Genomic DNA, 11,785 nt, shown 5'->3' with positions numbered 1-11,785 from the left:
CGGAGGGCCCCGCCCCTGCCCGCGTGTGGACGCGCTCCTGTGACGGAACCGTGACCGTCCCGACCGGCGCCGCGACGCCGGCGAAGGGCGGCCAGCAGAGGTCGGAGTGGCGGGCAGCGCGCGATCACCCGTCGGGCTCGGGACCCGTCGGGCAGACGGGCCGGGCGCCTTCCGACGTGGATGAGCGACCTGACCCGCGGGGCGACCGGAGGGGTCAGTGGTTGTCCCTGGGCACGCCCATGGACTGTGCGATGCGCTGGTAGGCGACAGCCGGCTTGAGGACCATGCCCTCGGAGAGCTGGTCGACCATGGAACGCTGGATCTCCTGCCAGGGCGTCTGCGAGGCGGGGACGGGGAATCCGCCCTCGGCGGCGAGGGCCCGGATCCGCGCCCCCAGCTCCTCCTGGGTGAGCAGGACGTCGGCCCTGCGCTGGTTGAGGTCGATCCGCACGGTGTCACCCGTCCGCAGGACGGCGAGCCCGCCGCCGAGCGCCGCCTCCGGCGACGCGTTCAGGATGGACGGCGATCCCGAGGTACCCGACTGCCGCCCGTCCCCCACGCACGGGAGCGCGTGGATGCCCTGCTTGATCAGGGCAGCGGGCGGCTGCATGTTGACCACCTCCGCCGCCCCGGGGTAGCCGAGCGGCCCGGCGCCACGGATGAACAGGATGCAGCCGTCGTCGATGGCCAGCTCGGGGTCGTCGATGCGGGCGTGGTAGTCCTCGGGTCCCTCGAAGACGACGGCCCGTCCTTCGAAGCAGTTCGGGTGCTCGGGGTCGGACAGGTAGCGCTCGCGGAACTCCGCGGAGATGACGCTGGTCTTCATGATCGCACTGTCGAAGAGGTTGCCACCGAGCACGACGAAGCCGGCATCGGGCAGCAGCGCGTCGTCGAAGCTCCTGATGACGTCGGCATCCTCCGAGACGGAGTCCCGGCAGTTCTCCCCGATCGTCCGGCCGTTGACCGTCAGCGCGTCCTCGTGGATGAGGTCGTGCCGCATGAGCTCGTGCACCACTGCCGGAACACCACCGGCCCGGTGGTACTCCTCGCCGAGGTAGACCCCCGCGGGCTGCAGGTTGACCAACAGGGGAACGGTCAGCCCCAGGGTCTCCCAGTCCTGCACCTCCAGCGGGACGCCCATGTGCCTGGCCACGGCGTTGAGGTGGACCGGCGCATTGGTGGAGCCGCCGATGGCGGAGTTCACGACGATGGCGTTCTCGAACGCGTCGCGGGTCATGATGTCGGAGGGCTTGAGGTCCTCGTGCACCATCTCGACGATCCGCCGGCCGGTCCGGTAGGCCACCCGTGCACGGTCCCGGTGCACGGCCGGGATGGCGGCCGACCCCGGCAGGCTCATGCCCAGGGCCTCGGCCAGCCCATTCATGGTCGAGGCGGTGCCCATCGTGTTGCAGTGCCCCGGCGAGGGAGCCGAGGAGGCCACCAGCTCGACGAACTTGGCCTCGTCGATCTCGCCGGCCGCGAGCATCTCGCGGGCCTGCCACACGATCGTTCCCGATCCGGTCCTGGCACCGCGGTACCACCCGTTCAGCATGGGCCCGCCCGAGAGCACGATCGAGGGGATGTTCACCGTCGCGGCCGCCATCAGCAGGGCGGGCGTCGTCTTGTCGCAGCCGGTCGTCAGCACGACCCCGTCGAGCGGGTACCCGTACAGCACCTCCACGACCCCGAGGTAGGCGAGGTTCCGGTCCAGCGAGGCGGTCGGCCGCTTCCCCGTCTCCTGGATCGGGTGCACCGGGAACTCGAAGGCGATCCCGCCGGCCTCGCGGATGCCCTCCCGCACCCGCTCGGCCAGGACCAGGTGGTGCCGGTTGCAGGGCGCCAGGTCCGACCCCGTCTGGGCGATGCCGATGATCGGCTTACCGGACTGCAGCTCCTCCCGGGTGAGCCCCCAGTTCATGTAGCGCTCGATGTAGAGGGCCGTCATGCCCGGGTTGTGCGGGTTGTCGAACCACTGCTGGCTCCGGAGGGTCCGGGCCTCATCCTTGCGAACTGCGTTCACCGTCACTCCTGTGCTGGTCGGCGTGCCGTCGGGTGTCGGCAGGCATCAACGTCTCGTGCGGGCCGGGCGGGCCGGCGCAGCGGTCGGGATGGGGGCAGGTGGCCCTCATGAGACGTCCTGCTCGGCGTCGGGTGTGCCGCTGCGGCCCGCTGGGAGACCACCGGAGGCGCAGAGCCGCTCGATGACCCGGTGCGTCTCGGCCAGGTGCTCGGTCATGTTGCGGCACGCTGCGTCCTCGTCGCCGGCGGCAACCGCATCGAGGATCGCCACGTGCGCCGCAACGGCGGTCAGCCGCATCTCCGGCTCGATCGAGGTCTGCAGGCGCACCTCCTGGACGAGCGCCTTGATCGGCTGCAGGAGCGCGGCCAGGTAGGGGTTGCACGCCGCGGTCATCAGACCGTCGTGGAAATCGACGTCGGCGACCGAGAACTCGACGATGTCACCGCGCTCGTGCGCGTGCTGCATCCGCTCGATGCAGGAACGGAGGCGTACCAGGTCAGCTTCGCCTCGACGCTGGGCTGCCAGCTCGACGGCCCCGACCTCGACGATGCGCCGGGTCTCGGTGATCTGCTGAGCCGACCGGGCGGAGCCCCCTTCCAGCTCCGCGCGGCTGCGCAGCAGGGCGGGGTCGAGCGCCACCCAACGTGCGGGTGGGTTGACGAAGGTGCCGCGCCCGTGCTCGACGCTGAGGACGCCCTTGTCGCGCAGCACCCGCACGGCCTCGCGCAAGGTCAGTCGACTGACGTGCGCCTGCTCGGCCAGCACCGCCTCGGGTGGCAGCCGGCTGCCCGGCGGGTGACCACCATCGGTGACCATGGCGAGCAGTTGTCCCGCCACCTCATCGGCCAGTCGACGTCGCATGGTCACAGATGCCGCCCGGGTCACACGTCAGAGGTCTGATCAATGACCGTAGCGAGGTGCCTGCGCGGCAGTCAACCACGGCGTCGACGTCCCGGAGTACGCCGGTCCCCGTGCCCGGCGGGCCGCGGGGCGGCGCCGGATCGGGGCGCGCCGACCCACCGCTCAGCGTGCCGCGGGACCGGACGTCGGCCGGCCGTCGGTCCTCGGCCGGATCCTGCCGGGGGTCGGCGTCCCGGAGTTGTCCGGGGCGCCTTGCTGGCGGATGTCCTGGTGCCCCACCCGGGCAGGGCGACGTCGACGCGTTCGGCGGTGCGCCGGGAGGTCCGGGGAGCCCGGGTGTGCTCCGACGACGACCGGGCAGCCCGCCGGCGTCCGGATCGGCCCGGGCGAGGTCGGGGACGGGACCGCCCTCGGCCCGGGACGCACCGACCCCGGTCCGCTGGCGACGACCCGCCCGGTCAGCTCCGGGGCGGCAGTCTCAGCCCGGTCAGCCCTCCGTCGACGGTCAGCGCGGTGCCGGTGGTCGCGCCGGAGTCCGGGCTGGCCAGGAAGGCGATGGCGGCGGCGACCTCAGCGGCGGTGACGAGCCGGCCCGACGGCTGGCGCGCCTCCAGCGCCGCCCGCTCCGCGGCAGGGTCCTCGGCCTGGGCGAGCAGCCGGTCCACCCACGGTGTGTCGGCGGTTCCGGGATTGACGCAGCAGACGCGGATCCCCTCCCGGAGGTGGTCGGCGGCCATCGCCCGGGTCAGCGAGAGCACCGCTCCCTTGGTCGCCGAGTACAGAGCCCGTAGCGGCAACCCGATCTCCGCGGCGACCGAACACGTGGAGACGATCGCCGCTGCCGGTGACCGGCGCAGGTGCGGCAGCGCGGCCCGGGTGACCCGCACGATGCCGAGGACGTTGACGTCGAGAGTCCGCTGCCACTCCTCGAGCGAGTTGTCGGCGACCGTGCCCACCGCTCCGATGCCGGCGTTGTTCACGAGCACGTCGAGCCGGCCGGCACGCCGGACGACCTCCTCGACCGCAGCCTCGACGGCCGCGGTGTCGGTGACGTCGGCCAGCAGCACGGGCACGTCGTCCGGGGCCTGGCCGGCCGTCCTGTCGAGGGCGAAGACGGTCGCGCCGCGGGCCTGCAGTTCGGCCACGGTGGCGGCGCCGATGCCAGAAGCTCCTCCGGTCACCAGGGCGACCAGCCCGCCGAACTCAGCGCGAGCGGGGTCCACGCCTGCTCCGTCCCGACTCGGCGGTGGGGAAGCGCCCGGGGGCGGTCCGCCTTCCATGCTGCCGCACTCCCCTCGACGAGGGCGTCGAGCGTAGCGGGCGTCGGGTCGACGCCCGCCACGCCACCGCGCTCGAGCTCCCCCCGTGGCGCACCACCCCTCGGATCGACACCATTGGGCCCGGTGGGCCGACAGCCGGGAACCGGCTGTCCGGTCCGGGCGGCCCGCGGCGAGCTGGTGGACCGGCCGCCCTTCGACGACGTCGCCGGCTGCGGACCCACGGCGTACGACGAGGTCCGCCGGGTGCCACCATGATCGGTACGGACGAGAGATGGGTGGGCAAGGTGTCGCTGACAGCACTCCAGCCGGAGGACCGCCGGGCGGTCCAGGGCCTCCGGGAGGGGCTGACCGGCACGGCGCGGCTCGGCGTCGCGTTCTCCGGGGGCGTCGACTCCTCGGTGCTGCTCGCCCTCGCCGCCGAGGCCCTCGGCCCCGACCGGGTGCTCGCCCTCCTCGGGGTCTCCCCCAGCCTCGCGTCCGACGAGCGGGAGGCCGCCCACCGGGTCGCCGCGCACGTCGGGGTGCCCGTGGTCGAGGTCCCCACCTTCGAGGGCGACCGGCCCGACTACCGGCGCAACGGCCCGGACCGCTGCTTCCACTGCAAGGACGAGCTGTTCGAGCGGATCTCCCAGGACGTCGTGTCCCGGTACGACCTGACCGCGGTCGCCTACGGGGAGAACGCCGACGACGCCCGGCGACCGGACCGGCCCGGGGCGCGCGCGGCCACCGCGCACGCCGTGCTGCGCCCGCTGGCCGACGCCGGCCTGGACAAGGCCGCGGTGCGCCGGATCGCCCGTGCGCTGGACCTGCCCTGCGCGGACAAGCCCGCGGCGCCGTGCCTGGCCTCGCGGATCCCGCACCACAGCGAGGTCTCACCCGAGAAGCTCGCCCAGGTGGAGCAGGCCGAGGCCGGGCTGCGGCGGCTCGGGCTCCGGGACCTGCGGGTCCGCCACCACGGGGACGTCGCCCGCCTCGAGGTCGCGGTCGAGGACCTGCCCGCGCTCGTCGCGGATCCCCTGCGCGAGCAGGCGATCCGGGTGGTGCGCGCGGCCGGCTTCCGGTTCCTCGCCGTGGACCTCGCCGGCATCCAGTCCGGCGCCTTCACCCTGCCGCTGGTGGGCGTCCGCGAGGGCTGACCCGGCGCCGGTGGGGGACGGGTCCCGCGGGGCGACACCGCCCCGGGCGCTCAGGCCGGCTCGACGGGCAGGCCGAGCCGGCGGAACAGGTCGTTGTCGAGGTCGAGGAAGCTGGAGATGTGCGCGACGCGGCCGGCGCGCACCTCGAGCACGTGCAGCGCCCACGGCTCGTGCCCGCCGCCGGCGCGGGGGCGGTACTGCGCGAACGCCGGCGCCCCGTTGGCGATCGTGGGCAGCACCCGCGAGCCGCGGCACTTCGCGCCGGGGCCGAGCATCCAGGTGCCGATGTCGGCCCGGCCGCGCAGCCACATCGCGAACGGCGGCATGTGCTGGGTGGCGTCCTCGTGCAGCAGCGACACCAGGCCCTCGACGTCGTAGCGCTCGAACGCGTCGACGTAGCGCTCCAGCAGGGCCCGGTGGACCGCATCCAGCGGCTCGGTCTCCGCCTCGCCGCCGACCGCGGCCATCGTGGCGCGGGCCCGCTGCAGGGCGCTGTTGACCGAGGCGACGGTGGTGTCGAGCAGCTGGGCCACCTCCTCGGCCCGCCAGCGCAGCACCTCGCGCAGCAGCAGCACGGCGCGCTGGCGGGGCGGCAGGTGCTGCAGCGCCGAGACGAAGGCCAGCCGGATCGACTCCCGCTGCACGGCCTGCTCGGCGGGGTCGGCGTCCTCGGCGACGACCTGCCGGTCGAGCACCGGCTCCACCCACGCCGTCCCCGGGCGGCGGGCGGCCAGCGAGGCCTCGACCGGCTGCCACGGCGAGCCGGAGAGGTCCATGGGCAGCGCCCGCCGCTGCCGGCCGGAGAGCTGGTCGAGGCAGACGTTGGTGGCGATCCGGTACAGCCACGAGCGCAACGCCGAGCGACCCTCGAAGTCGGCCAGCCCGCGCCAGGCGCGGACCATCGTCTCCTGCACGGCGTCGTCGGCGTCGAAGGCCGACCCGAGCATCCGGTAGCAGTAGCCGGTCAGCTCCCGCCGGTGCTCGATCAGCCGCGGGTCGAGTTCGTCGGTCAGCACGGTCGTCACGGGTCCTCCTCCGGCGTGGGCCGCGACAGCTCACCACAGGACACCGACGGAACGGGAGACCCCGTTCCCCGGCCGGCTACTGGTAGCTGATCAGGTCCGGGCGCGGCTCGACTTCGACGGTCTGCTCCGGCGTGAGCATCGGGACGTCCTCGTCGTAGAAGTTCTTCCAGCCCCAGGCGACCTCCTCCGGCTCGGTCTGCCGCAGCGTCCGCCAGGTCGCCTGCTTGTCGCCCTGACCGCCCTGCCCGTCGGCGTGCACCATGAGCGCCAGTTCGTCGCGGGAGGTGTCCAGCCGGTCGCGGTCGGGGATCATGTCCACCCGGAACTGGTGCAGCAGCAGCAGCTTCTGCGGCAGGGCGTTGGCGCGGGTCAGGTCGGCCAGCCAGCTGACCACCCCGTTGACCTCGTCGATGGACACCGAGCCGATCTGGGTCAGGTGCACCTCCCCCGGGCCCAGCCGCCACTCCGGGTCCAACGCCAGCCCGACGTGCGGCAGCTCCAGCAGCGAGCGGTACTGCTCGGCCTGGGTGCGGAAGTCGGTGCGCCCGGGCTGCAGGTCGATCACGACGTACATCCCCGCCTCGCCGGCCGCCTCCACCCACGGCCGCAGCTCCTCGACCGGCAGCTCGGTGGAGTAGTTGCCGTCCGGCCCGGCCACCGACGAGGCGACGGTGGCGATGACCTCGAAGGCGGGGACGACGGTGGCGTCCTGCACCAGCGGCTCGTAGTCGGCCGCGTGGGCCCGCGCCCGCTCGATCGACGCCGCCAGGTCCTGCTCGCCGAGGACGCCGAGCGCGCCGGTGCCCGGGCTGCCGTAGAGGGCGACGAGGAAGTGCTGCGGGAAGAGCAGCTGGCCCCCGCCGGGCAGCTGCTCCCCGGCGGCCGCGGTCTCCAGCTTCCAGTCCAACCCCTCCTCGGTGGCGAACCCGGCGCCCAGCGCGACCACCGTCCCGGGCTGCTGCTCGGCCATGAGCTCGACCAGCTCCGCCGAGCCGCGCGGATCGGTGCCGCCGCCGGTCAGCTGCACCCGCGCCCCGGCCGCCCGCGCGGTGGCCACACCGGCCAGCGCCTCCGGGGCGCCGCTGGTCACGACGACGGTGTCGTCGAGCGGCTCGGCGCGCTCGACCGCGGGCAGCTCGCCGTCCCCGGCCTCGCCGCCGGCCGGCGCGGCGCCGGCGGGCTGCAGGACCGCCGGCTGCTCGGGGTCGAGCTCCGCGACCGCGCCCGCCGCCTCGTCCGCGGCCACCGGCCGCGGCTCGCCCAGCTCCAGCCCGGTGACCTCGGCGACGGCCTCGGGGGTGGCCGGCACCGCGACCACCTCGGGCCCGCCCTCGTCACCGGCACCGCCCTCGGCCGCCCCGACGGCGAGCACCGTCGTCGTCCCCAGGCGCTCCAGCTCGGCGGTGAGCGCGTCGGCCGGGCCACCCCCGGCCGGCTCCAGCAGCAGCGGGACGCCCAGGCCGGTGGCGGCCGAGGCGCCGAGCAGCGTGCCGGCGGTGTCGCCGTCGCGGGCCACGACGACGACGTCCGCGCCGTCGAACAGCGCCCGGCTGGCGGAGGCGGCCGAGGCGACGGGGTCGTCGTCGGCGACCAGGGTGAGGCGGGCATCGGGCGCGGAGGTCGCCACCCCGGCGGCGTCCTCGGCCTCCTCGCCGGAGGCCGCTCCGCAGCCGCTGACGAGCAGCGCCGCGGTCAGGGCGATCGGGACCGTCGGAGAGCGCACAGCTCCCTCCCCCCGCCGGGCGCACGGTCGCGCGGGAGCACGACGGCGAGGCCGCGCCCGGCTCCCGGCGACCCTAACGACGCAACGGCCCTGGACAGCGCCCCCACCGTCTCGGGAGCATCGCGGCCGAGCTGTGCAGCTCCGCGCTGTCGGGCCGACCCGACCCGGGAGGACACCCACCGTGCGACCGGACGCTGTCGACGACGACCCCGAGGTCCGCGTCCTCGTCAACACCAACGTGTCCATGTCGCGGCACAAGGCGGCGGCGCAGGCCGTGCACGCCGCGCTGGCCGCCTTCGGCATCCCCCACGGGCGGGTGGTCGTGCTCGGCGGACGGCCGGACGAGGTCGCGGCGATGGACGTCGTCGTCCGGGACGCCGGGCGCACCGAGGTGGCGCCCGGGACCCTGACCGCGGGAGCCGCGCTGGTCCACCGACCCGCGGACGACGGCTCGGGGGACGACGGCTCCGGTCACCCCGGCGGGACCGAGCCGGGGTGACCGTGCGAACGGACGACGTCGTGCAGGTGGCCGACGGGGTGTACGCCGTCCGCGGCGCCCTGGTGAACTGGTACCTGCTGGAGGACGGCCGGGACCTCACGCTGGTCGACGCCGGCTACCCCGGTGACGCCGACGACGTCGCGGCCTCCGTGGCGCTGACCGGGCACCGGGTCGAGGACGTCCGCGCCGTCCTGGTCACCCACGCCCACGCCGACCACCTCGGCGCGGTGGCGCGGCTGCACGCCGCGCACGGCACCCCCGCGTACGCCGACCCGGTCGAGGTGCGCCACGCCCGCCGCGAGCACCTCGAACAGGTGACCGTCCCCGAGGTCCTGGCGCACTCCTGGCGTCCCCGCGTCGCCGCCTGGGCACTGCGCGCCCTGCGGCGTGGCGGCACCCGGGACGTGCGGGCGGCGCACGTCCTCCCCTTCCCGGCCGGCGGCGGCGCGCTGGACCTGCCGGGCGGGCCGGTCCCCGTCCCGACCCCCGGCCACACGTCGGGCCACACCGCCTTCTCCCTGCCGTGGGCCGGCGTCGTGCTGACCGGCGACGCCCTGGTCACCGGCCACCCGACCTCGGCCCGCCGCGGCCCCCAGCTGCTGCCGGGGTTCTTCTCCGCCGACCCGGAGCAGGCGGTCGCCGCCCTCGACGGCCTCGCGCGGCTGGACGCCGACGTCGTCCTGCCGGGGCACGGTCCGGTCCACCGCGGTCCGGTGCGCGACGCCGTCCTCCGGGCACGGGACCGGTGACCCGTCGCACGAGGGACCGGGCTCCCGGTAGACAACTCCGGTGACCGACATCGCCGACCGGCTGCGCCCCGCCACGCCCGAGGAGTGGCCGGCGTTCAGCCGGGCCCTGTTCACCGCGTTCGCCGAGGAGCCGCCGGCCTCCTACGTCGACGCCGTCCCCGCGCACGCCGAGCTGGACCGCTCGCTCGGGCTGTGGGACGGCGACCGCGTGGTCGCGACGGCCGGCGTCTACAGCCGGGAGCTCACCGTGCCGGGTGGCGTCGTCCGCTGTGCGGGCGTGACCTGGGTGAGCGTCGCGCCCAGCCACCGCCGCCGCGGCGTGCTGACCGCCCTGATGCGCCGCCAGCTCACCGAGCTGCACGAGCAGGGGCGCGAGCCGGTCGCGGCGCTGTGGGCCTCGGAGTCCTCGATCTACGGCCGCTTCGGCTACGCGCCGGCCACCTGGCGGGGCAACCTCTCCGGCGACGTCGCCCGGCTGGCGCTGCGGCCGGACGTCGACCTCGGCGAGGGGCGGGTCGAGCAGGTCTCCGCCGAGGAGTACCGGGTGGCCGCCGTGGGCCTGCACGACCGGGTGCGCCGGTTCGTGCCCGGCAACCTGGCCCGCGACGCCCGCTGGTGGGACCGCGGCCTGCGCGACGAGCCCGCGGAGCGTCACGGCGCCTCCGAGCGGCGGTTCCTGCGGCACGTCGGGCCCGACGGCACGGGAACCGGTTACGCGGCCTACCGGGTCCGCTCGGCGTGGACCGAGGACGGTCAGCCCGACGGCACGGTCGTCGTCGAGGAGGTGCGCAGCCTGACTCCACCGGCCCACGCGGCGCTGTGGAGGTTCCTGCTGTCGCTGGACCTCGTCCGCACGATGCGGGCCCCGAGCGCGTCGCCGGACGACCCGCTGCGGCACCTGCTGGCCGAGCCCCGGGCGCTGCGCTCGCAGCCGTACGACGCGCTGTGGGTGCGGCTGGTCGACGTCGGCCGCGCACTGGCCGCCCGCCGCTACCCGGCGCCGGTCAACCTCGTCCTCGAGGTGCGTGACCGGTTCTGCCCGTGGAACGACGGCCGCTGGTCGCTGGTCGGCCACCCGGCCGGCGCCTTCTGCTCGCAGACCGACGCCGATCCGGACCTGGTGCTGGACGTCGAGGCGCTGGCGGCGGCCTACCTCGGCGGGGTGTCGCTGGCGACCCTGCAGGCGGCCGGCCGGGTCACCGAAGTCAGCCCGGGCGCGGTCACCCAGGCCGGGACGGCGTTCCGCTGGCCGGTCACGCCGTGGTGCCCGGACGATTTCTAGACGGACTCCTCGCGCGTGGGCAGCCCGCCGGCCGGACGGCGCCGATCGCGCTCATAGTCGGTGATCAGCCCGATCCGGCGGACGTGCCGCTCCTCGTCGCTGAACGGCGTGGCGAGGAAGTGCAGCACCAGCTCGGTGGCCTCCTCGACGCTGTGCTGGCGGGCGCCGATCGAGACGACGTTGGCGTCGTTGTGCTGGCGAGCCAGCTCGGCGGTCTCCCGGTTCCACACCAGCGCGGCGCGCACCCCGGGCACCTTGTTCGCCGCGATCTGCTCCCCGTTGCCGGAGCCGCCGATGACCACGCCGAGGCTGCCGGGCTCGGTGACCGTCCGCTCGCCGACCTCGAAGCAGAACGGCGGGTAGTCGTCCTGGGCGTCGTACTCGAACGCCCCGCAGTCGACCGGTTCGTGACCGGCCTCGGCGAGCGCCTGCTTGAGGTGGTCCTTGAACTCCAGGCCCGCGTGGTCGGTCCCGACGAAGACGCGCATGGGTTGGGAGTCTGTCAGGCTGCCCGGGTGGCGGTGCTGGGTGTCGACGGCTGGCGCGGCCGGTGGGTCGGGGCCCTGCTCGAGGGGCGTTCGGTCCGCCTGCTGGACCTGGCCGACGTCCCGGCCGTCCTCGCCGTCCCGGACGTCGAGGTGGTCGGCATCGACATGCCGATCGGCCTGTCGGACGGCGGCGTACGGGCGTGCGACGTCGAGGCCCGGCAGCGGCTGGGCCGGGCGGGCAGCTCGGTCTTCCCGGCACCGGTGCGGGCCGTCCTCGGCGCGGGCGACTACGCCGAGGCGCGGCGGCTGTCGGTGGAGACGACGGGCGGCCGTTCCCTGTCGGCGCAGTCCTTCCAGCTGGTCGCGGCGATCCGGGGCCTCGACGACGCGCTCGGCGACCCGCCGGCCGAGCGGGTGGTCGAGGTGCACCCCGAACTGGCCTTCCGCGCGCTGGACGCGCGGGTGTGCGACCCCAAGCCGAGCGCGCGCGGCCAGGCGCAGCGGATCCGGGCGCTGGAGCCGGTGCTGGACGTCCTCGATGCGCTCGCCGACGCCCCGCCACGGGTGCCGGCGGTCGACGCGCTCGACGCCTGCGCCGCCGCCTGGTCGGCCCGGCGGATCGCCGACGGCACCGCGGAGTGCGTCGGGGACGGCGCGATCGACGCCCGCGGCCGCCCGATGCGCATCTGCTGGTGAGAGGCTCACCGAGGTCACTGGCGGGG

The 11,785-nt window shown here is 75.2% G+C and carries 12 protein-coding genes; 6 read left to right on the top strand and 6 right to left on the bottom strand.

What is annotated here, in order from left to right; genetic code table 11:
* Positions 1-214: 214 nt before the first annotated feature.
* The 3 genes from BUB17_RS01085 to BUB17_RS01075 form a co-directional block, all read right to left on the bottom strand.
* Complete coding sequence (locus BUB17_RS01085; RefSeq protein WP_072911823.1) at positions 215-2,020, bottom strand: IlvD/Edd family dehydratase; 1,806 nt, start codon at positions 2,018-2,020, stop codon at positions 215-217.
* Positions 2,021-2,125: 105 nt separating this feature from the next.
* Complete coding sequence (locus BUB17_RS01080; RefSeq protein ID WP_141242847.1) at positions 2,126-2,881, bottom strand: FadR/GntR family transcriptional regulator; 756 nt, start codon at positions 2,879-2,881, stop codon at positions 2,126-2,128.
* A 458-nt stretch (positions 2,882-3,339) separates the two neighbouring features.
* Entirely contained in the window at positions 3,340-4,104 is a 765-nt protein-coding gene (locus tag BUB17_RS01075) for an SDR family NAD(P)-dependent oxidoreductase (protein ID WP_072911817.1), read from the bottom strand.
* Positions 4,105-4,284: 180 nt separating this feature from the next.
* Here BUB17_RS01075 and BUB17_RS28130 point away from each other — a divergent pair, with 180 nt between their 5' ends.
* Positions 4,285-4,416: a hypothetical protein gene (locus BUB17_RS28130; protein ID WP_280173838.1), complete on the top strand. Its 132-nt coding sequence runs from the start codon at positions 4,285-4,287 to the stop codon at positions 4,414-4,416.
* Positions 4,413-5,297, top strand: coding sequence for an ATP-dependent sacrificial sulfur transferase LarE (gene larE / locus BUB17_RS01070; RefSeq protein WP_244276807.1), 885 nt, complete (start codon positions 4,413-4,415; stop codon positions 5,295-5,297). Before BUB17_RS28130 ends, larE begins: the two co-directional genes overlap by 4 nt.
* Before the next feature lie 50 nt (positions 5,298-5,347).
* On the opposite strand, the gene BUB17_RS01065 is transcribed toward larE, so the two are convergent.
* Entirely contained in the window at positions 5,348-6,322 is a 975-nt protein-coding gene (locus BUB17_RS01065; RefSeq protein ID WP_175561234.1) for a sigma-70 family RNA polymerase sigma factor, read from the bottom strand.
* 76 nt (positions 6,323-6,398) lie between these two features.
* A complete protein-coding gene (locus BUB17_RS01060) occupies positions 6,399-8,045 on the bottom strand; it encodes a hypothetical protein (protein WP_072911814.1) in 1,647 nt (548 codons plus the stop codon).
* Between the two features lie 181 nt (positions 8,046-8,226).
* Between BUB17_RS01060 and BUB17_RS01055 the strand changes: the two genes are divergently transcribed.
* The 3 genes from BUB17_RS01055 to BUB17_RS01045 are packed head-to-tail and all read left to right on the top strand — an operon-like array spanning position 8,227 to position 10,575.
* Entirely contained in the window at positions 8,227-8,544 is a 318-nt protein-coding gene (locus BUB17_RS01055) for a hypothetical protein (protein WP_072911812.1), read from the top strand.
* Positions 8,541-9,293, top strand: coding sequence for an MBL fold metallo-hydrolase (locus tag BUB17_RS01050; RefSeq protein ID WP_083605879.1), 753 nt, complete (start codon positions 8,541-8,543; stop codon positions 9,291-9,293). The genes BUB17_RS01055 and BUB17_RS01050 overlap by 4 nt, the downstream gene beginning before the upstream one ends.
* Positions 9,294-9,333: 40 nt before the next feature.
* Positions 9,334-10,575, top strand: a complete 1,242-nt coding sequence (locus BUB17_RS01045) for a GNAT family N-acetyltransferase (RefSeq protein WP_072911809.1) — start codon at positions 9,334-9,336, stop codon at positions 10,573-10,575.
* Here BUB17_RS01045 and BUB17_RS01040 read toward each other — a convergent pair.
* A complete protein-coding gene (locus BUB17_RS01040) occupies positions 10,572-11,063 on the bottom strand; it encodes a ribose-5-phosphate isomerase (protein ID WP_072911807.1) in 492 nt (163 codons plus the stop codon). The genes BUB17_RS01045 and BUB17_RS01040 overlap by 4 nt on opposite strands.
* A 27-nt stretch (positions 11,064-11,090) precedes the next feature.
* On the opposite strand from BUB17_RS01040, the gene BUB17_RS01035 reads away from it, so the two are divergent.
* Complete coding sequence (locus tag BUB17_RS01035; protein ID WP_072911804.1) at positions 11,091-11,759, top strand: DUF429 domain-containing protein; 669 nt, start codon at positions 11,091-11,093, stop codon at positions 11,757-11,759.
* Positions 11,760-11,785: the final 26 nt, after the last annotated feature.

The organism is Geodermatophilus obscurus, from assembly GCF_900143215.1.
GTDB classification, from domain to species: Bacteria; Actinomycetota; Actinomycetes; order Mycobacteriales; family Geodermatophilaceae; genus Geodermatophilus; species Geodermatophilus obscurus_A.
Note: the sequence above shows the minus strand (reverse complement) of the source record. Positions and strands in the feature narration are given on the sequence as shown.